Origin of the sequence: Sphingomonas naasensis (assembly GCF_004792695.1) — a bacterium.
GTDB lineage: Bacteria > Pseudomonadota > Alphaproteobacteria > Sphingomonadales > Sphingomonadaceae > Sphingomonas > Sphingomonas naasensis.
On sequence record NZ_SRXU01000005.1, the window covers coordinates 283,635 to 304,012 of the forward strand.

26 protein-coding genes and 1 pseudogene are annotated in these 20,378 nt (G+C 68.7%); 10 read left to right on the forward strand and 17 right to left on the reverse strand.

Going from position 1 to position 20,378, the window contains the following annotated elements:
- Positions 1–2: 2 nt before the first annotated feature.
- From E5A74_RS13265 to E5A74_RS13285, 5 genes are read right to left on the reverse strand one after another with little or no spacing between them, the layout of a single operon-like run.
- Positions 3–392: a hypothetical protein gene (locus E5A74_RS13265; RefSeq protein WP_135985693.1), complete on the reverse strand. Its 390-nt coding sequence runs from the start codon at positions 390–392 to the stop codon at positions 3–5.
- Positions 389–820: a protein tyrosine phosphatase family protein gene (locus E5A74_RS13270; RefSeq protein ID WP_206365857.1), complete on the reverse strand. Its 432-nt coding sequence runs from the start codon at positions 818–820 to the stop codon at positions 389–391. The genes E5A74_RS13265 and E5A74_RS13270 overlap by 4 nt, the downstream gene beginning before the upstream one ends.
- Complete coding sequence (locus tag E5A74_RS13275; RefSeq protein WP_135985695.1) at positions 820–1,290, reverse strand: hypothetical protein; 471 nt, start codon at positions 1,288–1,290, stop codon at positions 820–822. Before E5A74_RS13275 ends, E5A74_RS13270 begins: the two co-directional genes overlap by 1 nt.
- A complete protein-coding gene (gene recQ / locus E5A74_RS13280; protein ID WP_135985698.1) occupies positions 1,287–3,059 on the reverse strand; it encodes a DNA helicase RecQ in 1,773 nt (590 codons plus the stop codon). The genes E5A74_RS13275 and recQ overlap by 4 nt, the downstream gene beginning before the upstream one ends.
- Positions 3,060–3,117: 58 nt before the next feature.
- Positions 3,118–3,639, reverse strand: coding sequence for a hypothetical protein (locus tag E5A74_RS13285; RefSeq protein ID WP_135985700.1), 522 nt, complete (start codon positions 3,637–3,639; stop codon positions 3,118–3,120).
- Positions 3,640–3,773: 134 nt separating this feature from the next.
- Here E5A74_RS13285 and E5A74_RS13290 point away from each other — a divergent pair, with 134 nt between their 5' ends.
- Positions 3,774–5,228, forward strand: coding sequence for a helicase HerA domain-containing protein (locus tag E5A74_RS13290; RefSeq protein ID WP_135985702.1), 1,455 nt, complete (start codon positions 3,774–3,776; stop codon positions 5,226–5,228).
- 62 nt (positions 5,229–5,290) lie between these two features.
- Positions 5,291–5,902: a hypothetical protein gene (locus tag E5A74_RS13295; protein WP_135985704.1), complete on the forward strand. Its 612-nt coding sequence runs from the start codon at positions 5,291–5,293 to the stop codon at positions 5,900–5,902.
- Here E5A74_RS13295 and E5A74_RS13300 read toward each other — a convergent pair.
- Complete coding sequence (locus E5A74_RS13300) at positions 5,866–6,834, reverse strand: alpha/beta fold hydrolase (RefSeq protein WP_135985706.1); 969 nt, start codon at positions 6,832–6,834, stop codon at positions 5,866–5,868. The two genes, E5A74_RS13295 and E5A74_RS13300, sit on opposite strands and share 37 nt — an antisense overlap.
- A gap of 38 nt (positions 6,835–6,872) precedes the next feature.
- On the opposite strand from E5A74_RS13300, the gene E5A74_RS13305 reads away from it, so the two are divergent.
- The gene (locus tag E5A74_RS13305) at positions 6,873–7,145 is read left to right on the forward strand and encodes a GNAT family N-acetyltransferase (RefSeq protein ID WP_135985708.1); all 273 of its coding nucleotides are present in this window, start codon (positions 6,873–6,875) and stop codon (positions 7,143–7,145) included.
- Between the two features lie 10 nt (positions 7,146–7,155).
- On the opposite strand, the gene E5A74_RS13310 is transcribed toward E5A74_RS13305, so the two are convergent.
- Both E5A74_RS13310 and E5A74_RS13315 read right to left on the reverse strand, forming a co-directional pair.
- Positions 7,156–8,058 (reverse strand): hypothetical protein, encoded by a 903-nt coding sequence (locus E5A74_RS13310; protein ID WP_135985710.1) that lies wholly within the window; start codon positions 8,056–8,058, stop codon positions 7,156–7,158.
- Between the two features lie 83 nt (positions 8,059–8,141).
- A complete protein-coding gene (locus E5A74_RS13315) occupies positions 8,142–9,962 on the reverse strand; it encodes an ABCB family ABC transporter ATP-binding protein/permease (RefSeq protein WP_135985712.1) in 1,821 nt (606 codons plus the stop codon).
- A 93-nt stretch (positions 9,963–10,055) separates the two neighbouring features.
- On the opposite strand from E5A74_RS13315, the gene E5A74_RS13320 reads away from it, so the two are divergent.
- The gene (locus E5A74_RS13320; protein WP_135985714.1) at positions 10,056–10,292 is read left to right on the forward strand and encodes a hypothetical protein; all 237 of its coding nucleotides are present in this window, start codon (positions 10,056–10,058) and stop codon (positions 10,290–10,292) included.
- A gap of 7 nt (positions 10,293–10,299) precedes the next feature.
- Here the strand turns inward: E5A74_RS13320 and E5A74_RS13325 are convergent, their stop codons facing one another.
- The 7 genes from E5A74_RS13325 to E5A74_RS13355 all read right to left on the reverse strand — a co-directional run bounded on the left by E5A74_RS13325 (position 10,300) and on the right by E5A74_RS13355 (position 16,192).
- Complete coding sequence (locus tag E5A74_RS13325; RefSeq protein ID WP_135985716.1) at positions 10,300–10,842, reverse strand: hypothetical protein; 543 nt, start codon at positions 10,840–10,842, stop codon at positions 10,300–10,302.
- Between the two features lie 93 nt (positions 10,843–10,935).
- The gene (locus tag E5A74_RS13330; RefSeq protein WP_135985718.1) at positions 10,936–11,133 is read right to left on the reverse strand and encodes a hypothetical protein; all 198 of its coding nucleotides are present in this window, start codon (positions 11,131–11,133) and stop codon (positions 10,936–10,938) included.
- 24 nt (positions 11,134–11,157) lie between these two features.
- Positions 11,158–12,114: a phytoene/squalene synthase family protein gene (locus E5A74_RS13335; RefSeq protein WP_135985721.1), complete on the reverse strand. Its 957-nt coding sequence runs from the start codon at positions 12,112–12,114 to the stop codon at positions 11,158–11,160.
- Entirely contained in the window at positions 12,111–12,692 is a 582-nt protein-coding gene (locus tag E5A74_RS13340; protein WP_135985723.1) for an LOG family protein, read from the reverse strand. Before E5A74_RS13340 ends, E5A74_RS13335 begins: the two co-directional genes overlap by 4 nt.
- Before the next feature lie 135 nt (positions 12,693–12,827).
- Positions 12,828–14,306, reverse strand: a complete 1,479-nt coding sequence (locus tag E5A74_RS13345) for a phytoene desaturase (protein ID WP_135985725.1) — start codon at positions 14,304–14,306, stop codon at positions 12,828–12,830.
- Positions 14,303–15,463: a lycopene beta-cyclase CrtY gene (gene crtY, locus E5A74_RS13350; protein WP_135985727.1), complete on the reverse strand. Its 1,161-nt coding sequence runs from the start codon at positions 15,461–15,463 to the stop codon at positions 14,303–14,305. Before crtY ends, E5A74_RS13345 begins: the two co-directional genes overlap by 4 nt.
- 114 nt (positions 15,464–15,577) lie before the next feature.
- Positions 15,578–16,192 (reverse strand): glutathione binding-like protein, encoded by a 615-nt coding sequence (locus E5A74_RS13355; protein WP_135985729.1) that lies wholly within the window; start codon positions 16,190–16,192, stop codon positions 15,578–15,580.
- Between the two features lie 78 nt (positions 16,193–16,270).
- Between E5A74_RS13355 and E5A74_RS13360 the strand changes: the two genes are divergently transcribed.
- The 6 genes and pseudogenes from E5A74_RS13360 (at position 16,271) to E5A74_RS13385 (ending at position 19,678) form a co-directional block, all read left to right on the forward strand.
- Positions 16,271–16,867 carry a TetR/AcrR family transcriptional regulator gene (locus E5A74_RS13360; protein WP_135985731.1) on the forward strand — a complete coding sequence of 199 codons (597 nt, stop codon included), beginning with the start codon at positions 16,271–16,273 and terminating at the stop codon, positions 16,865–16,867.
- Between the two features lie 40 nt (positions 16,868–16,907).
- Positions 16,908–17,630 carry a hypothetical protein gene (locus E5A74_RS13365; RefSeq protein WP_135985733.1) on the forward strand — a complete coding sequence of 241 codons (723 nt, stop codon included), beginning with the start codon at positions 16,908–16,910 and terminating at the stop codon, positions 17,628–17,630.
- Positions 17,627–18,205, forward strand: a complete 579-nt coding sequence (locus E5A74_RS13370; RefSeq protein WP_135985735.1) for a DUF2585 domain-containing protein — start codon at positions 17,627–17,629, stop codon at positions 18,203–18,205. Before E5A74_RS13365 ends, E5A74_RS13370 begins: the two co-directional genes overlap by 4 nt.
- A 19-nt stretch (positions 18,206–18,224) precedes the next feature.
- Positions 18,225–19,001: a sterol desaturase family protein gene (locus E5A74_RS13375; protein WP_135985737.1), complete on the forward strand. Its 777-nt coding sequence runs from the start codon at positions 18,225–18,227 to the stop codon at positions 18,999–19,001.
- A complete protein-coding gene (locus tag E5A74_RS13380; protein ID WP_135985899.1) occupies positions 18,940–19,356 on the forward strand; it encodes a DUF2141 domain-containing protein in 417 nt (138 codons plus the stop codon). Before E5A74_RS13375 ends, E5A74_RS13380 begins: the two co-directional genes overlap by 62 nt.
- 95 nt (positions 19,357–19,451) lie before the next feature.
- Positions 19,452–19,678, forward strand: a pseudogene (locus E5A74_RS13385) (DUF2061 domain-containing protein).
- A gap of 16 nt (positions 19,679–19,694) precedes the next feature.
- Here the strand turns inward: E5A74_RS13385 and E5A74_RS13390 are convergent.
- The gene (locus tag E5A74_RS13390; protein WP_135985739.1) at positions 19,695–19,844 is read right to left on the reverse strand and encodes a hypothetical protein; all 150 of its coding nucleotides are present in this window, start codon (positions 19,842–19,844) and stop codon (positions 19,695–19,697) included.
- Between the two features lie 37 nt (positions 19,845–19,881).
- Complete coding sequence (locus E5A74_RS13395) at positions 19,882–20,325, reverse strand: hypothetical protein (RefSeq protein ID WP_135985741.1); 444 nt, start codon at positions 20,323–20,325, stop codon at positions 19,882–19,884.
- Positions 20,326–20,378: the final 53 nt, after the last annotated feature.

A 20,378-nucleotide genomic window follows, 5' to 3' on the forward strand; every position in this document is an offset into this window, starting at 1 on the left:
ACTTACATCAATGTCAGTTGCGCTTCCAGTCCGTCGACGTCCTCGGGCAGCACGCCGAACAAGAGCACCGATCCGAACATCCGCTCGCCAGTCTCGATCGTCACGCCTTCGGGCGAGGGCCGGCGCCACAGCGGGCGGCCGAGCAGCCGTACCGCGACCTTCGCGCCATGACGCTTGAGCAGCGCGATGCCCTGATTGCCGACCACCAGCGCCGCCGCGCCGTTGGTGCCGACCACCGCGGCGCGCGCGACGAAGCCGCTCAGCGCCTCTTCGGCCATCGTCCGCGCGGTCTCGTCGTCGGCGATCCGGCTCTCGCCCAGCTTCAGCAGCCACGCCACCCCGGCGAGAATCAGCACCGCCGCGAGAGAGCCGCCGAGCTGCAGCCAGTTCATGCGCGCCCGGCGAGCGCGTCGAGCAGCGGGCGGATGCCCGAAATATCGTAACCGGCCCCTGCCGCCTTGCCGGTAAGCGCAGCCGGATCGCCGCCACGGCTCGCCTCGGCGAGCGCCCAGAGGTTACACGATCGCGTTCCCGAGCGGCAATAGGCGAGCACCGGCCCCGGTGCCGCCGCAAGCGCCTTGGCCATCGCCTCGACCTGCGTCGCCGAGAAGCCGGCATGCGTCACCGGGATCTCGGCATAGCCGAGCCCCGCCGCCTCGGCCGCGGCGCGCACTTCGGCGCCGGTCGGCTGGCCCAGCTCCTCGCCCTCGGGGCGATTGTTGACGATCGCGGTGAAGCCCGCCGCGGCGATGTCCGGGATCTGCTCGGGCGTGATCTGGGGGGCGACCGAAATGCTGTCGTCGATCCGGCGCAGCGTCATTATTGGCTCTCCACTTGCTTGATTTCGGCGATCGGCGCCTTCGCGCTCCACGCGGCGACCTGTTTATCGGCGCGCTGCAGCGCCTCGAGCACGGCACGTGCCTCCGCATCGCCGCAGCCATTGTCGAAGCGCAGCTCGGCGGTCGTCCCGCGCACCCAGCGCACATTGCCATAGACCTGGTCGGTGATCCGCCGGGTGCAAGGCAGTTCGCGTCCGGCCCAAGGCTTCGCCTTGGCCAGCAGCGCGCGAATTTTCGCATAGCCCGCGCGACCGACCGCGATGCGCCGTGTGACCATCTGCCTGGCGTTGAATATCCCCGGGTCGGGTTTGGTGTGCGTGCCGTTGCCCGCGGCGTCGATCGACCAGTGCGACACCGGCCGTCCCCAGCTCTGGGCGGTCATCTCGATGCGCTCGGCGGGTGGCGCGGCGCCGATGCCGAACGTCAGGACGAGCGGGAGCAGCAGCTTCATGCGGCCTCGCGGATCACTTGCAGGAAAGTGTCACCGTACGCTTCGAGCTTGCGCGCGCCAACGCCCGAGAGCTGGCCGAGCGCGTTCAATGTCCCGGGGCGGAGCATGGCCATGTCGCGCAGCACCGAATCGTGGAAGATCACATAAGGCGGCAACCCCGCCTCCATCGCGATCTCGCGGCGCTTGGCGCGCAGCGCCTCGAACAGCGGATTGCCGATCGGATTGACCCCGCCGCCCACGGCGCGCCCGCGCTTCGCGCGCCGCTCGCGCTTCGGCGGCAGCACCAGCTTCAACTCGGCCTGGCCTTTGAGCAGCGCCTTCGCCTCGGGCCCGAATTCGAGCCCGCCATGTGCATTGGTGCGAAGCGCGTCGCGCAGCAGCAGCGCGCGCGCCACCGGCTTGAGCAGCGCCGCCTCCTCGCCGTCGACAATGCCGAACACCGAGAGCTGCTCGTGCCCGTTCATCAGACTGCGCTCGCTCGACTGGCCGAGCAGCACGCTCTCGATATAGCCGACCCCGAACATCATGCCGGTGCGGAACACCGCCGAGAGGAATTTCTGCGCAGTGACGCTGGCGTCGATCGCCGCGGGCGGGCTCAGGCAATTGTCGCAATTGCCGCATGTCTCGGGCGCGTCCTCGCCGAAATGGCGGAGGAGGATGCGGCGGCGGCAGCCCGCGGTCTCGACCAGCGCGCCGAGCGCGGTCAGCCGCGCGCGCTCGCCCGCCTGCCGCCCGGGCTCGACCTCGCCGATCCGCTGGCGCGCTCTGGCGAAATCATCCGCGCCCCAGAACAGATGCGCCACCGCCGGATCGCCGTCGCGGCCGGCACGGCCGGTCTCCTGATAATAGGCCTCGATCGACTTGGGCAGGCCGGCATGCGCGACGAAGCGGACATCGGGCTTGTCGATCCCCATGCCGAACGCGACCGTGGCGACGACCACCATCTCCTCGCTGGCGACGAACGCCGCCTGGTTGCGCCGGCGCACCGCGGGATCGAGCCCGGCATGATAGGGCAGCACCGGCCGTCCCGTCTCGGCGAGCTTCTCGGCGAGCTTCTCGACGCCCGCGCGAGTCTGGGCATATACGATCCCGGGCCCCGGCTGCTCGGCGAGCAGATCGAGGATCTGCCGCGTCGTGTTCTCGCGCGGGGCGATCGTGTAGCGGATATTGGGCCGGTCGAAGCCGGCGACGATCAGCCCCTCTTGCGGGATGCCCAGCTGCTCGAGGATGTCGGCGCGGGTATGCGCATCGGCGGTGGCGGTGAGCGCGAGCCTGGGCACGTCGCCAAAGCGATCGAGCAGCGGGCGCAGCAGCCGATAATCGGGGCGGAAATCATGCCCCCATTCGGAGACGCAATGCGCCTCGTCGATCGCGAACAGGCTCAGCCTGGTTTGCCCGAGCAGGTTGCGGAAGCTCTCGCCCGAGGCGCGCTCGGGCGCGACGTAGAGCAGGTCTAGCTGACCGGCGCGGAAGCGCTGGATCGTCTCCTCGCGATTCTCGTCGACCGAGGTCAGCGTCGCCGCGCGGATCCCCACCGCCTCGGCGGCGCGAAGCTGGTCGTGCATCAGCGCGATCAGCGGCGAGACGACGACGCAGGTCCCGTCGAGCGCGAGGCTCGGCACCTGATAGCAGAGCGACTTGCCGGCGCCGGTGGGCATCACCGCGAGCGTGTTTTGCCCGCCGAGAACGCGATCGACCACCTGCCGCTGCACGCCGCGGAAGTCGGAAAAGCCGAAAGTAGTGTGCAGAATGTCGAGTGGATCGGTCACGCGCCGCGCTTAACGGGTCGACGATGCCGCTGTCGAGGCTCGCCGGCTGTACACCCCGCTATGCACAGGGCAGCCCATCGCCGGGCTTCCACGGAACCAGGCGGAAATCGCGAAGCTCGATCCATGCGATCTTGTACGGCCAATGCTCGATGGTCGCCTTGCCCGGCATCACGAGACAGACGTCGGTCGGCCCGGATTTGCCGTCGACACCGATCGTGGCGCGATACACCAGCCCCTGATCATAGCCATTGTCGATCACCAGCAAGCTATGGGCTTCGCGCAGCGCCGGCGTGAACCGCGCCCGGATCTTGCCCGGTTCGGGGGGCGGCGCGGCCGGCCGGTCCCTCCTTGCAGGCAGCACCACGCCATTGGCGCCGATTGCATCGTCATGATCGCCGCGGCCAAATTCCTGGGCCAAGGCCCGCTCATAGGGATTGGGCGCGGCCTCCTCGCGCTTCACCTCCACCGCCGCCCCCGCATCGAGCGTGAAGACGACTTGCTCGCCCATCGCGACGCGGACCTGCGCCGAGGCGGGCAGCGCGATCGACGCAGCCACGAGCGTGAGAAACGCGAGTCGCATCGGCCATCCCCCTTGCAGACGGGGCGACTATCGCGCGCGGCCCAGCCCCCGGCAAGACCGTCCACAGCATTGCGACGGCGCGCGTCACGCGGCGCTTGCCTGGGCCTGCCCGCTTCCGGCAAAGCATTGTTCGAATGACGGTTCGCGTGGAAATGGGGAAAGATGCGGGCGGCGCGCCCGTATCGATGGATCTCGAGGAGCTGCTGGCCACGCGATTGCTCGTCCAGGGCAATTCGGGTTCGGGAAAGTCGCATCTGCTGCGCCGCCTGCTCGAACAGTCCGCCGGGCAGGTCCAGCAAGTGGTGATCGATCCCGAGGGCGATTTCGTCACTTTGGGCGATCGCTACGGCCATATCGCGATCGAAGCCTCCGAGCATAGCGAGCGCGACGTCGCGCGGTTCGCGGCGCGGATTCGCGAGCATCGCGCCTCGGTGGTGCTCAGCCTCGAAGGGCTCGAGGCCGAGGGCCAGATGAAATGCGCCGCGGCCTTCCTCAACGGCATGTTCGATGCCCCGCGCGATCATTGGTATCCGGCGCTGGTCGTGGTCGACGAGGCGCAGCTGTTCGCGCCCGCGGGCGGCGGCGAGGTTGCCGAGGACGTCCGACGCGCCTCGCTCTCGGCGATGACCAATTTGATGTGCCGCGGGCGCAAGCGCGGGCTCGCCGGGGTGATCGCCACCCAGCGCCTCGCCAAGCTCGCCAAGAACGTCGCCGCCGAGGCGTCGAACTTCCTGATGGGCCGCACCTTTCTCGACATCGACATGGCACGCGCCGCCGACCTGCTCGGCATGGAGCGCCGCCAGGCCGAGGCGATCCGGGATCTCGCGCGCGGCCATTTCCTCGCGCTCGGCCCCGCGGTGGCGCGCCGCCCGGTGGCGATCCAGATCGGCGCGGTCGAGACCAGCGCGCGCAGCTCTTCCCCCAAGCTGACGCCGCTGCCCCAGGCCCCCGCCGAGGACATCAAGGATCTGCTGCTCGCCCCCGCCGAGCCCGAATGGACGCCGCCCGCACCTGCCCCGGCGCCGACCCAGATGCCGTCCGAACGCCTGATCGAGGCGCTGGCGCGCTCGGTTCCCGCCCCCGCCGAGGCCACGCCCGACATGCCGCCCGAGGAGGCCGCCGAGCGCATCGCCGATGTGCTACGCGACATCGTCGACGATGCCGACTCCGCCTTCCGCTCGCCCGCGGTGCTCTACCAGGATTTTCTGGTGCGCTGCCGGATGGTTGGGCTCGCGCGGCCACCGCTCGACCTTTCGGGATTCGTGCGTCGGCTCTCGGCCGCGCGCGCCGGCATCCATGGCGACCCGGACGACGACTGGGCACAGGCGCTCGACGCGGCGCGCGCGCTGCCCGACGACATGCTCGGCCCCTTCCTGCTCGTCGCCCGCGCCGCGCGCGAGGGCCTGCCCTGCCCGAGCGATACCGAGCTCGCCACCACCTACGGCACCAGCTCGCTCGGTCGCGTCCGGCGGCTGCTGCAGTATATCGAGAGCAAGGAATTGTTCGTCACCCGCGTCGATCTCGCAGGTAAACGGTCGATCACCATCCCGCGGCTGGGCTGGACCACCCAACCGTCCGAAGTGGGCTAGTCCTTCCGTTCCGAACCCCGGAGCTTCGTGTTAGTCTGCTTCCGATCAGGGGGAGAAACGCGATGGACAACGGCTTTAATCCCGCAGAAGAACCGCGCGGCTATAGTCTGGGACGGGCGTCGCTCGCCCTTGCCGGAATCGGCCTCATCTATGGCGCGGTCGCGCTGTTCGGCTTCGTTTGTTACCTGCTCGTGCAGGACGACACCCATGCCAGCGAGCGCGCCACCACCCTTGCCGACTTCACGCCCGAGATGATCCTCACTGCGATCGGCCTCGTCGGCGCGCTGCTCGGCACGCAGCTCCTGCGTTCGGTCGGGCTGTCGCGCGGCCAGCAGCCGGGCCGGGTGATCAACAGCGAGGAATGGCAGGCGATCAGCGAGCAAGTGAAATCGGGGCAGGAAGAGGCGGTCACCCAATATATCCGGCTCACCAGCCTCAGCGGCTTCACCGGCGCCTTCACCAAATTGGGGCTGACCGGGCTGCCGCTCGCGACGATCGGGCTGACGCTGTTCTTCTCGATCCTCGCGATCAGCTATCCCAACTTCATGGACCTCGCCAAACTGACGCTCGGCGCGTTCATCGGGTCGTTCGTCCAGAAGCAGGCGGGCGCGGGCGGTTCGGTGAAGCTGCCCGGCGGTCAGACCGTGTCGGTGACCGCGCCGCCGGTCGCCTGAGCCTCGACCCCCGGCAGGCCGCGCAGCCACGCCTCGGTCTGCGTGGCATGGGTAATCGGCAACATATGGCCGCCATCGACCAGCGCGATCGTCGCGCCGGGGATTTCGGCGGCGGTGCGCTCGCCGTTGAGCGCCGGATCGAGCACGGCATCGCTGCGCCCGAACAGGATCGCGACCGGCACACGCATCTCGCCATAGCGCGCGACCAGAGCCGCCATCTCGCCGGGCGCGGCGTTCACTTCGAACGCGCCTGCGAGATAGCTTTTGGGGCGCAGCGCGAGCGCGCCGCCCCCGGCGAGCGCGAAATCGGCGGGCACCGGATCGGGCGCGAAGATCGCCGCGGCGGTCTCCTTGCCCTTGCGCACGCCGACCGGCACCGCGACGGTCCAGGCGAGCAGCGCGTGCAGCGCCGGCGGGGCGAGCAGTCCCTTGAACGGCGCCGGCACGGTCGCGACGACCTGGCTCAGCGGCGCGATCAGCGCGAGGCCACGGACCCGCTCGGGCCGGTTCAGCCCGAGCGCGAGGCTCACCGCGCCCCCCATCGAATGGCCGACGACCAAAGGCTTGTCGAGCTCGAGCTGCTCGATCAGCGCGGCGATCATCGCCGCCTGCGCGGCGATCCCGGGCCGCGGCCCATGGAGCTGCGAGTGCCCCCAGCCGGGCCGATCGACGAGGATCACGCGATGGTCGACAGCGAGCCGGCCGGCGAGCGCGTGCGAGAAGTTGCGCAGCTGGCCCATCAGGCCATGAACCATCACGATCGCCGGGCCTCCGGCCTCGGGGTTGAGATCGACATAGTGGATGCACGCGCCGGGCACGTCGGCGAACTTGCCCTCTGCCGGCACCATTTCCTCGGCCTTGCGCCCGACATAGGCCGACCAGCCGGCCAGCCCGAGCACGAACACCCCGACCAGTCCCAATGGTATCAGCATCGCTTCCCTCCCCTGCGCCGGCGGGTTAGAGCCTAGGCATGTCCGACGTCAGCAACAACGAAGAACGCAGCCGCTACGAATTGGTCGAGCAGGGGCACACCGCCTTCGCCGCCTATGAGATCGACGGTGAGGTGATCACCTTCACCCATACGGTGGTGCCGCCGTCGCTGCAGGGCATGGGCATCGCCAGCCGGCTGATCCTCGCCGCGCTGACCGACGCCCGCGCCCGTGGGCTCAAGGTGCGCCCGCAATGCCCCTTCGTCGCGGCCTATATTGCCAAGCATCCCGAGTGGCAGGACCTGCGGGTCTGACCCGCGGCGCTCAATCGATATAGCCGGTGCGCCGGAGGAACGCGCGGAGCGATTCGGGGAAGCTGCGATACGCGCTGCCGTGCCCTGGCGGGCAGGGATAGACCGTCACCGCGCAGCCCTGCCACAGCGCGCCCTTCCGATCATAATGGCGCAGCATCTCCTCCCACGCCGCGTCGAACGCGCCGATCCGGGCGGCGTCTGCGATCCAGGCCGCGCAGGCGCCATTGCGATCGGGTTTCTGCGAGATGCACACGCTGCGCCGCGCAGCCATGTCCTTGCGATAGAGTCCGGCGAAGGCGGGTTCGCGGGAGACGTCGGTCGGCACGCCGGCGCGTAGCGTCAGCACCACCGGCGGCCGCGGCGTGCAGCCATTGCAGCCAAAGGCGCTGTCGAAGGCGCCATCGCGCAGCACGAAGTCGACTGCACCGTCGCCGGAGAGGTCGGCGAGCGTCGCGCCGAGCTCGCCCTGGAGCTGCCCCGGTAGCCACGCCTCGCGATATCCGTCGTGCGAAGGGACGAGCAGCTGCACCCGCACGTCGCCGCCCGAGCCGCCCGACTCATTGACGATCACCACTCCGGGGCGCGGGTCCCGGCGATCGAAGCGCACCACCGCGACGCGATAATAGGAAGACTGGTCGTCGCTTCGCACCCGGAACGGCGCGACGCCGGGCGCAGTGACGGTCAGCTCGGCCTGATTGTTCTGCGGATCGAACCGACAGCCCTCGGTCTGCGGCGGAGCCTCGCACGGCGCAGGCGCGATCTCGATCCGGACGCCGTCCGAGGTCCAGGCGGCGCGCCCTTCGCGCGGGTTCCAGAAACGGAGCGCGCCGGGCGCCGCGCGCGCCTCGGTGCCGAGAGGCGAGAATGGGATGGGCGAAGCGAGCGTCAGGAGACCGGCGAGAAGAAGCGGCATCGGCGCGAATCCGGTTGGAGGTGAGCCAGTCTAACGCGCGCACCTTTCTCAGTCCATCGATGAAATAGCACGTTTCGTCGCAGTTATTCCGCCGCGATCTCCTCGCCGTCCTCGCGCTCCTGCGCCTGACGCGCCCACATCTCCGCATAGATACCCTGCCTGCGCAGCAGCTCGACATGGGTGCCCTGCTCGGCGACGCGCCCGGCTTCGAGCACGATGATGCGATCGGCATGGACCACGGTCGACAGGCGGTGCGCGATGACGATCGTGGTGCGCCCGCGCTCGATCGCCTCGAGCGTCGCCTGGATGTCGGCCTCGGTGCGGCTGTCGAGCGCCGAGGTCGCCTCGTCGAGGATCAGGATCGGCGGGTTCTTGACCAAGGTCCGCGCAATCGCGACGCGCTGCTTCTCACCGCCCGATAGCTTGAGCCCGCGCTCCCCGACGCGCGTGTCGAACCCGTCGGGGAGCGACTGGATGAAGCCGGCGATCGCGGCACCGCGCGCCGCGGCGGCGACCTCGTCGGGCGTCGCGCCCTCGCGGCCATAGGCGATGTTGTAGCCGATCGTGTCGTTGAACAGCACCGTGTCCTGCGGGACGATGCCGATCGCCGCGCGCAGCGAGCCTTGCGTCACTGCGCGGATGTCCTGCCCGTCGATCGTGATCCGCCCGCCGGTGACGTCGTAGAAACGGTACATCAGCCGCGCGAGCGTCGACTTGCCGGCGCCCGACGGCCCGACCACCGCCACCGTCGCGCCGGCGGGGATGTCGAGATCGATGCCCTTGAGGATCTGGCGATCGGGGTCGTAGCCGAAGGCGACATTCTCGAAGCGGACATGCCCCTCGCCCACCGCGAGCGGCGGCGCGCCGGGCGCGTCGACGATCTCGGCATGAGTGTCGATAAGATCGAACATGCTGCCCATGTCGATCACGCCCTGGCGGATCGTGCGATAGACCCAGCCGAGCATGTCGAGCGGGCGGAACAGCTGGCTGAGCAGTGTCGAGACCAGCACCACGTCGCCCGCGGTGAACTTGCCCGAGCTCCAGCCGAACACGACCAGCGCCATGCCCGCGCCGAGCATGACATTGGTGATCACCGCCTGGCCGATATTGAGCCAGGCGAGCGAGTTCTCCGACGTGACCGCCGCCTTCATATACGCGGCCATCGCCCTGTCGTAGCGCGTGCTCTCGCGCGCCTCGGCGTTGAAATATTTGACCGTCTCGAAGTTGAGCAGCGAATCGACCGCGTGCGCCACCGCGCCGGTGTCGAGATCGTTCATCTGCTCGCGCAGCTTCGAGCGCCAGTCGGTCACCCAGCGGGTGAAGGCGATATAGGCGACGACCATCACCAGCGTGCCGACCACCAGCCACACCCCGAAGCGCGTCCAGAAGATACCGATCACCAGCGCGAGCTCGAGGATCGTCGGGGCGATGTTGAACAGCAGGAAATAGAGCATCGTGTCGATGCTCTTGGTGCCGCGCTCGACCACCTTGGTGATCGCGCCGGTGCGGCGCTCGAGATGGAAGCGCAGCGACAGGCCGTGAAGATGGCGGAACACGTCGGAGGCGAGCCGGCGGGTGGCGTCCTGCCCGACCTTCTCGAACACCGCGTTGCGCAGATTGTCGAACAGCACGGTGCCCAGCCGCGCCGCGGCATAGCCGGTCACCAGCGCGACCACGAGCCACAGCGCGTCGCGCGATCCGTCCGCCATATGGTCGATCGCGCCCTGCAGCGCGAACGGCGCGCCATAGACCTGGACCAGCTTGGAGAACACCACCAGCACCAGCGAAATCACGATGCGCGCGCGCAGCCCGGGCGACTCCTTCGGCCAGAGATAGGGCAGGAAGCGCTTGATCGTCCCGAACAGCGGGCGCTCGGGCGCAGCGGCAGAATTTTGCGGAGGCATCAAGGCGCGATTTGGGACGTCGGGCGCACGCTTGCAACAGTTTGGCGGGAACGTCGCCCTCCGCGCTTCGTTTTTGCAGTGGAAGGACGAGCGATGGACCAGATCCTCTACGTGCTGGCGATCATGGGCTGCAGCGACGATTCGATGCAGTGCCAGCAGGCGCGTGTCGAGCCGGTCCGCTACACCTCGGTCCAAGCCTGTCAGGAAGCGATGCCCGCCGCGCTCCAGCGCAATGCCGATATCGATTATCCGGTGATCAGCGCGGCCTGTCAGCGCCAGGGCGGGCAGATGGTCGATGCCCGGCGCGCGAGCGCGCGCCCCGGCACCTAGAGACCCGCTATTTCCGCAACTGCCAGACCGTGCCGTCATCGGCGGTGAGGATCAGCGTGTCGCCGTCACGACGGACCATATAGACGCTCTCGCCCTCGCGCGTGTCGCTGGGCGCCTCGCCGCAGGCGCCGCTGCGCGATCGCCCGCCGTTGCTCCGCAGCAGCAGTCTGCCATTGGCCTGGCTGACCATGCCTTCGCGCACCGACCCGGCCTGGACGAGGCAGTCATTGGTGGGCGAGGCGGCGCGCTGTTCGTGCAGGAACAGTTTGAAGCGCCCGTCCGCCTCGATCTGCAGGCTGACCGAATGCTCGACTTCCATCGGCACTTCCTCGTCGCGGAGCACGGTGCTGAACAGCGGCCCGCGCTTCGTGACCATGCCCGGCCCGGCGAGCGACACGGTCGGCCTGTCGCGCAGCACCGGCACCCGCACGAGCTTCTTGCTGGTGAAGACCGCCCCCCAATGTCCGACCAGCTCGGCCGTCTCGTCGCCGGCGACGGCCGGGGCGGAAAAGAGCAGCATGGCGATGGACAGGGCAGTGGCGATACGCATCGAGTGTCTCCCGGAGCCTCGACGCTAGGGCCACCTCTCCGGCGCTGTCCGCCCGGTTGCGATGAAAGCCGCGCGGGCGGCGGCGAGGACGGTCTAGCCCTCGCGCTCGATCGGCAAGGCCCAGCGAATCTGGTCGCGCAGCAACGCCTCGAGCTCGTGCGCCCCGGCATTATAGGCGGCGGCGCGCTTGCGCAGCAGCGTGGCGAGCAGCGCTGCGCGATCGTCAGGGCGTTCGGGAACCGCGCGCCCCTGGGCGAGCGCGCGTGACAGCCTGAGCGAGAGCATCGTCATGCAAAAGGCTTGTAGCGCCAGCGCTTAGCGCGAGCTTTCGCGCTCCGGTAAACGCGGCCTTACCCACTTATCCGGCACGGGGCCCGCCGCGCGATAGCGGCTGCGGCGCGCCCATGCCGCACCAAAGGTGCGGACGATCCACCCCAGCCTCGCGACGGCGGGCACGGTGACGCGCCGGTCCCACGCCGCCGCGCCGCGGGCGGCGACGCCGCGGGCGATATCGCCATAGATGCCCGCCGCGGCGAGCACCGCCCAGGCCGAGCGAAAGCCCAGCGCCGGGGTTCCCGCCCGGGCGCGCGCGGCATAGTCGGCGGCGCGATCGCAGAGCCGGCGCGCCAGCCCGGCGAGCGCTTCGCGATCCGCCATCACGGCATCCGGCGCGATTCCCGCCTCGGCGAGCCAGTCGCCCGGCAGATAGCAGCGTCCGGCCTCGGCATCCTCGCCGATATCGCGCGCGATGTTGGCGAGCTGGAAGGCGAGGCCGAGATCGCAGGCGCGATCGAGCACCGTCTCGTCCTCCGGCGCGACGCCCATCACCACCGCCATCATGCAACCCACCGCGCCGGCGACATGGTAGCAATAACGCAGCAGATCGGCCTCGCTGGCCGGGCGCCACCCCGCGGCGTCGAGCGCGAAGCCTTCGACCACGTCCCATACCAGAGCGTGCGGCATCGCCGTCTCGGCCACCACGATACGCAGCGCGTCGAACGCGGGATCGCCGACCCACTCCCCGGCGAGCGCCGCGCCGGTGCGTGCGCGGATGAGCGCGAGCCGCCCTTCGGGATCGTCGACCGGGACGGCGTCATGGCCATGATCCTGGCCGTCGGCGAGATCGTCGCAGGCGCGGCACCAGGCATAGAGCAGCCACGCCCGCTCGCGCGTCGCGCGATCGAAAAGCCGGCTGGCGGCGGCGAAGCTCTTCGAGCCGCGCGCGATCGATTCGGCCGCGGTGGCGACGATCGCGTCGCGGCCGGGGGTCACAGGTCCTCGCGCGCCATATGGATGATCGGCACGGTCGGCTGGGCACGCGCCATCTGATCGAGCAGGCCGTCGAGATTGTCGTCGATCAGCAACAGCCCCTGATGCTGCGGCCGCACGAAGCCGACCTCGCCCATATGCATCCAGAAATCGACGAGCTTGTCGTAATAGCCGGCGACGTTGAGCAGTCCGATCGGATCGGTGTGATAGCCCAGCTGCGCCCAGCTCAGCGCCTCCCATAATTCGTCCATCGTGCCGGTCCCGCCGGGCAGATTGACGAAGCCGTCGGCGAGATCGATGAAGCGCGCCTTGCGCTCGTGCATCGTCTGGACGACGTGGAGCTCGCTAAGCCCGCGATGCGCGACCTCGGCACTGACCAGCGCCTGCGGGATCACGCCGATCACTTCGCCGCCCGCCTCGAGCGCCGCGTCGGCGATCGCGCCCATCAGCCCGAGCTTGCCGCCGCCATAGACGACGCCGATGTCGCGCTCGGCGAGGCTGCGCCCGACCGCGCGGGCGGATTCGATATAGACCGGATCGGCCGGACTGGCCGAGCCGCAATAGACGGCGACACGCTTCATGGTTTTATCCATCACTTTCTATCGGGAGCATCCCGGGCCTGCCCTGGCGAGGCATGCCCGCTCGTCGGCGGCGCATGCCAGAAATTCGGCGGCGCGTAATCCACTTCGAGCGGGGCGGTCGAAGCGCCGCCGCGCTCATTTGATTTCGCCCAGCATCAACCCTGCGGTCGCCTTGGCGCTGGCGACCACGCCCGGAATGCCCGCGCCCGGATGCGTGCCCGCCCCGACGAAATAGAGGTTCGAGATCGAATCGTCGCGATTGTGCACGCGGAACCACGCGCTCTGGGTGAGAATCGGCTCGAGGCTGAAGGCCGAGCCGAGATGCGCGTTGAGATCGGTCGCGAAATCGGGCGGCGCGTAGGAGAATTTGGTCACGATTCGATCCTTGAGATCGGGAATCAGCCGGCGCGACACCTCGGCGAGGATACGCTCCTCGAGCACCGGACCGACCTCACTCCAATCGGCGGGGAATTTGCCGAGATGCGGCACCGGCGCGAGCGCGTAGAAGGTCGAATGTCCCTCGGGCGCCACCGACGGGTCGCTCGCGCTTGGGTGGTGGAGATAGAGCGAGAAATCCTCGCTCAGCACGCCGTGATCGTAAATGTCGGTGAGCAGCCCCTTGTAGCGCGGCCCGAACAGGATCGAGTGATGCGGAATCTCGGGGAAGCTCCCGCGCACGCCGAAATGAACGAGGAAGAGCGAAGGCGAGAAACGCTTGCCCTCGAGCTTGGCGGCGGTGCGCTGGGCGCTACGCGAATCGCGGAGCAGTGCGCGATAGCTGTGAACGATGTCGGCGTTGCTGGCGAGCGCGTCGACCGGCAGCTCGAAGCCGCTTTCGGTGCGCACCCCGGTCACCCGCTCGCCGAGCGTATGGATCGCCGCGACCGGATCGCCGAGCCGCACCACGCCGCCCAATCGCTCGAAATGGCGGACCATGCCCGCAACGAGGCGGTTGGTGCCGCCCTCGGCATACCAGACGCCGCCGTCGCGCTCGAGCTTGTGGATCAGCGCGTAGATCGCGCTGGTCGTCATCGGATTGCCCCCCACCAGCAAGGTGTGGAAGCTCAGCGCCTGGCGGAGCTTCTCGTCCTTCACGAAGCGTGAAACCATAGAATAGACCGAGCGCCATGCCTGGTAGCGGACCAGCGACGGCGCCGCGCGGACCATCGACCCGAAATCGAGAAACGCGACCGAGCCGAGCTTCTGATAGCCTTCGCGGTACACGCCTTCGGAATATTTGAGGAAGCGGCGATAGCCGGCAACGTCGTGCGGATTGAGCCGGGCGATCTCGGCGCCGATCTGCGCGTCGTCATTGGCGTAATCGAACGCCGTGCCGTCGGGCCAGGACAGGCGATAGAAAGGCGAGACCGGGCGCAGCGTCACGTCTTCGGAGATGTCGTGCCCGGAAAGCCGCCACAGCTCCTGCAGCGCTTCGGGCGCGGTGATCACCGTCGGCCCGGCATCGAAGGTGAAGCCGTCGCGCTCCCAAAAATAGGCGCGCCCGCCGGGCTTGTCGCGCGCCTCGAGGATCGTCGTGTCCATCCCCGCCGACTGGAGCCGGATCGCGAGCGCGAGCCCGCCGATTCCCGCACCGATGACTGCCGCCTTCTTCATTCGACCCCCGTTATCGCGCGGACCGCCCTGCCGATCGGCACCGGCGGTTTGCCCGTCATCACCCGGATCTTGTCGCCCAGGTTGGATTTGGCTGCATAGAAGCGGCCGATCAGTCCCTCGTCCAGTCGGTAGAAGCGTTCGAGGATGCGATAGCGTTCCTCGGGCTCGGCCGCCTTGAACAGCAGTTTCGCCAGCATCCGATAGAAGCCGCGCTCGCGCCAGAGCCGGCGCGCATGCGCGTGGAGCAGATCGTGCAGCGCCTGTCCCTCGAAGCTGGCGGCGCCGGCGACCAACGCCGCGGTGCGCACTGCGTCGGGCAGCGAATAGCCGGTCAGCGGATGAAATAGCCCGGCGCGCATCCCGGCCTTGGCGACATTGTGCCCGCCAGAGCGCCAATAGCTCTCGAAGTCGCCCCCCATCGCCACCGGCAGCGCGCCCGATTCCTCGCGCGCCGCTTTCGCGATCGTCCAGCCGCGCGCGGCGGCGTAGGCGTCGATCCTTGCGCCGAGCGAAGCTGCGTCGATCTCCGGCGCATCGCTGTAATAGGTATCCTCGACGAAGATCCGTTCAGGCGCGAAAGGCAGGCAATAGACGAAGCGATAGCCGTCGCTCTGCGCGACCGTCGCGTCCATCACGATCGGACGCTCGACACCATGCGGCCCGGCGAGCACCAGCTCGCGGCCGAGGAACTTCTGCCAGCCGAGATCGAGCGTGGCGAGATCGCCGGCGCCGCGACAATCGATCACGCCACGCGCCTGCACGCGATCGCCGTCGGCGAGCACCACCGCAGTGCTGCTGGCTGCGAGCAGCTTGCGTCCGGTCAGCACCGTCCCTTCGGGCAGCGCGCTGGTCACCACGCGCTCGAAATGGCGCGAGTCGATCGAATGATAAAAGGCGTTCAGCGTACGGGCATGGCCGGGAAAGGCGACATCGTAGCGTGTCCACTGATGGCAGATCAGCGGGGCGACCAGCCAGCGATCGGCGGGCGCGACGTCGCTCGCGAAGAACGACCAGAGATGATTGCCGCCGAGATGCGCCGAGCCCTCGATCAGCCGCAGCCGCATCTCCGGATGCTTCCGCTGCACCGCGAGCGCGATCAGCCCTCCGGCGAGACCGCCGCCGACAATGGCGAGGTCGCAGCTGATCGTGGCCGACATCGCGCGGGCCTAGCCCAGCGAGACAGGCGTTCCAACAAAAACCCTCCCCGGCATGCCGGGGAGGGCAGGCGTGGCGGGAGCGGAGCGATGCGGCGCACGCCCCCGGGAACTGTCTCAGGCGGCCTTGAGCAGCGGCCATTCCTCGTTCATCGCGCGAACCACCGACGGGCGGGCGCGCAGCCGGGTGCGATAGTCGAGCAGCACCGGCCAGTCGGCGATCGCCACCCCTGATGCCTCGCACCAGTTGAGCACGGCGAGCAGATAGGCGTCGGCGACGGTGAACTTGTCCTCGAGGAAGTCCTTGCCCGCGAGATGCGCCGCCAGCACACCGAAGGGCTTCGTCACCCGCGCCAGCGCCGCGGCGCGCTCCTCGGGACCAGCGGTCTTGCCCAGCAACGGCGTGAACACCGCCTTGTGCAGCTCGGTGCTGACGAAATTGAGCCAGCCGAGCATCCGGTAATGCGCGTCCGAGAAACCGGTGAAGCTCAGCGAACCTTCCGGTGCCAGCTCGGCGATATAGGTGAGCACCGCCGGCCCTTCGGTGAGCACGAAGCCACCGCGCGTCTCGATCGCGGGCACATAGCCCATCGGGCTCAGCTGGCTGAAATGGCGCCCATCGGACAACCGGCCATCGCCGGGCACCTGGACGAATTCGGCATCGAGCTCGGCCTCCTCCAACGCGATCCGCGCGGCCAGCGAGCAGGCGAAGGGGCGAAAATACAGCTTCATGACGGCCTCCCTTGATTTCTGTACGATTCCGCATAAAAATATTGGGGTCAAGAAGATTCTTTGCGAGATCGCATAAAAATGACGACCCGTGCGCGCGGCCGGCCGCGCAGCTTCGATCCCGATCAGGCGTTGCGCCGCGCCACCGAGCGTTTCCGCACCTATGGCTTCGCGGGCACCTCGCTCGACGAGCTGTCCGAGGCGACCGGCCTCGCCCGCCCCAGTCTCGCCGCCGCGTTCGGCGACAAGCGCGCGCTCTACCTCGCCGCGATCGATCGGCTCACCGCGCGGGTCGAGCGCCAGCTGCGCAGCCTCGGCGAGCTGGGGCTGCCGCCGCGCGACCTGGTCGAGCGCCTGCTGGCCGGCGCGATCGATCTCTATCTCACCGGCACCGACGGCCCCGAAGGCTGTCTGATCATCAACACCGCCGCGACCCAGGCCGCCGCCGACCCGCTCGTCCGCGACAAGGTCGCCGCCTTTCTCGCAATCGAGGACGCGCGGGTGGCCGAGCTGCTCGCCGCGGCGGGCAGCTCGGCCCCCGAGGCGCAGGGCCGCCTCGTCGCCTCGGTGCTCCATTCGCTGAGCGTGCGCGCGCGCGGCGGCGCGCCGCGCGCCGAATTGCTCGCGATCGCGCGGGATTGCGCCGATCTCATCGGCGGCCCCGCGACGACCAGCTGAGCCATTGCCCATTTGCCGGCCCTGTGGGAGCATCGCGGCGATGCTCCCACGAATTCTGGCCGCGCTCGCCCTGATCTCCTTTCCGGCGCGGGCGCAGGATCTGCCGCCGGTTGCCCTTCCGCAGATCGTCGCGACCGCGTCCGACGCGGCGGGCTTCGTGCCGCGCGGATGGCGGCTCGAGATGCAGGCGGACGGCGATCTCGACGGCGACGGCCGGGCCGATCTCGCCCTGCTGCTGCGCGGTGACGACCCCGCGCTGCGCGTTCCGGCACGGATGTGCGACGATCCCTTCGACACCAATCCGCGCATTCTCGCCATCGCGCTCGCCGTGCCCGGTGGAGGCTATCGCCGCGTCGTTGCCAATGCGCGGCTGATTCCACGCCGCGACAATCCGTGCGAGATGGACTGGATCGAGGAAGGATCGCTGGGGATCGGCCGCGGCGGCGTGTCGCTGCATCTCCATCGGATGATGAGCATGGGCGGCTGGGCGGCGGGCACCACGCGCTTCACCCTCCGATGGCGCGACGACGCTCTGCGGCTGATCGGCTGGGACTATACCTATGTCGCGCGCAACTCGGGCGACAGCGCCGGGATCGGCATCAACTATCTCACCCGGCGGGTCCGGACCGAGACCGGCCGAATCGATTCGGATCGGGCGCAGGTGCGCTGGTCGACGATCGCACCGGCGCCGCTGCTCACTATCGATCAGATCGGCGACGGCCTGCGCTTCGATCCCGACCGGCGGATCGAGAAGCTGCCATGAGGCGTGCGCAACCGCCGCTGCGGGTCGCGGGGAGCGCGGCGATCGCCGCGCTGGTGGCCGGCCTGCTGATCGCCGTGATCCTGCTGGCGATGGACCGGCCGCCGATCTGCGCGTGCGGCACGATCAAATTCTGGCACGGCGCGGTCAATTCGAGCGAGAACAGCCAGCATCTCGCCGATTGGTACAGCTTCAGCCACGTCATCCACGGTTTCCTCTTCTACGCCGCCGCGCATTTTCTGCTGCGCGGGCGGGCGCGACACTGGGCGCTGCCGATCGCGGTGGCGGTCGAGGGCTTCTGGGAGATCCTCGAAAACTCGCCGATCATCCTCAACCGCTACCGTGAGGCGACGATCGCGCTCGGCTATGCCGGCGACAGCATCGTCAATTCGCTCGCCGATATCGGCTGGATGGCGTTCGGCTTCTGGCTCGCCTCCCGGCTGCCGGCCTGGGCGACGATCGCGCTGGCGATCGCCTTCGAGCTGTTCACGCTCGCGATGATCCGCGACAATCTGACGCTCAACGTGCTGATGCTGGTCTGGCCGGTCGACGCGATCCGGACATGGCAGGGCGGCTGAGGCTGGTGTAGGCAGGGCCATGGCCCTCGCCATCCTCCTCTCCGCGCTCGCGATGACGCTGATCGTCGGGCTGCGCTATCTCGCCGCCTCGGGCGCGTTCGCCCTGCTCACCCGACGCCGGCACCCCGCGCTCTATGCCGGGCTCGACCGCCAGATCCGCAGGGAGATCGGCTGGAGCCTCGCCTCGGCGGCGATCTACGGCGTTCCCGCCGGCATTGTCGCCTGGGGCTGGGCGAATCGCGGCTGGACTCGGATCTACGCCAATGCCGCCGACTGGCCGCTCTGGTATCTGCCGGTCTCGGTGCTGCTCTATCTCGTCGCGCACGACGCGTGGTTCTACTGGACGCACCGATGGATGCACCGCCCGCGCTGGTTCCGCATCGCGCACGCCGTCCATCATGCCAGCCGCCCACCCACCGCCTGGGCGGCGATGAGCTTTCATCCGATCGAGGCGCTCACCGGCGCGGTGGTGATCCCGCTGCTCGTCTTCCTGATCCCGATCCATGTCGGCGCGCTGGGGCTGGTGCTCGCAATCATGACGGTGATGGGCGTGACCAACCATATGGGGTGGGAGATTTTCCCACGCTTCATGCACAACGGGCCGCTCGGCGGCTGGCTGATCACTGCGCACCACCACCAGCGCCACCACCAATTTTATGGATGCAATTATGGACTTTATTTCCGCTTCTGGGACCGGCTGTGCGGCACCGACAAGGGGCTCGGTGATTTCGCGTATGACCGTGGCGGCGCTGAGCCTCGCGCTGCTGCCCGGAGCGGCGCCGCTCGCCAGCCTTGACGTGGAGATCACCGGGCTGCGCTCGGGCAAGGGCTTGATCCAGCTCTGCCTCACCGCCGATGCCGGGGCGTTCCCCGATTGCAGCAAGGGCGCGGGCGGCATCAAGCGCACCGTCCCGGCCGCCGCGCCGCGGATCCGCTTCGAGGGGCTCGCCCCGGGCGACTATGCCGTCGCGGTGATTCACGATGCCAATGCCAATGCCAGGCTCGACACGATGCTGGGCATTCCGAAGGAAGGCTTCGGCTTCTCGCGCAATCCGGCGATCGGGTTCGGCCCGCCGCGCTTCGCCGCCGCGCGCTTCGCGGTCGCCGCGGGGGGCAGCGCCCAGCAGATCCGGATGCGCTATCTGCTCTGATCGACCCAACCGATCACTCAAGCCATGACAACGCATTGGCGATCGATTGCATCGTCTAATATTTCTGCCGGCCTGTCCCGATGCGAGCCGAGCCCATGTCCCGCGACCTTCTCAAGACGCTGACCTATCTCTCGATTCACCTCACCGTCGGGTTCAGCGTGGCCTATGCCTTCACGGCTCGCTGAGCCTCGCCAGCGGGATCGCGTTGATCGAGCCGTGCATCAACGCCGTCGCCTTCTTCTTCCACGAACAGGCATGGAAGCGGGTCGATCGCAATACGCATGGGGAAGGTTTCGTGGCCGGCCCGGTCGCGCCCGCCTGATCGGGTCTGCCGCGCCTCAATGGCGCTTGAAACACTGGACCTCGCGTTCGTGCTTCTCGGCCGCGGCGCGCGTGTCGAAGGTCCCGAGATTGCGGCGCTTGCCGGTGTCCGGGTCCTTCTTGCGCGAGTAAAGGCGAAATTCGCCCGATTTGGGCTTGCGGATCATGCCGGCGAAACGCGCGAGGCACCCCCGCGGTGCCGCCTCAGCCGCGCGGCAGGAAGACGAACGAGATGCCGTCGCGGAGATTGTAGAGAATGATGAGCGGGAATGCGCCCGGCTCGGGGCGCCACGTCCAGGGATTGCCGACTATCGTCGCGTCGCGAACCATCGGGGAGCCGAGACAGGCTTCGAGGCTCGCTTTGGTCGACGCCTCCAGCGCGGCGACCTTGTCCGCCGTGAGATTGGTCACGTCGCACGAATAATCGTGGCTGGCCGGCGCGATCTGGCATTTGGCGAAGCCCGGCAGCATCGCGGTGCTCTTCCACAAGAGGCTGTCGATCTGCCCGCCGCGGATCTTCAACCAAGGCTGCGGCGCGGTCCCCGATTCGACCACCGGCTTGAACGCCTCGCAAAAAGTCTCCGCCTGCGCAGGTGCGGCGGTGAGCAGGCAGAGCGCGGCGAGCGCCGCACGCGGCAACGACTTCATCGGCATTTTCCCCCAGAAGACACCGAGACTAACGCGGCCGCACGCACCGTCCA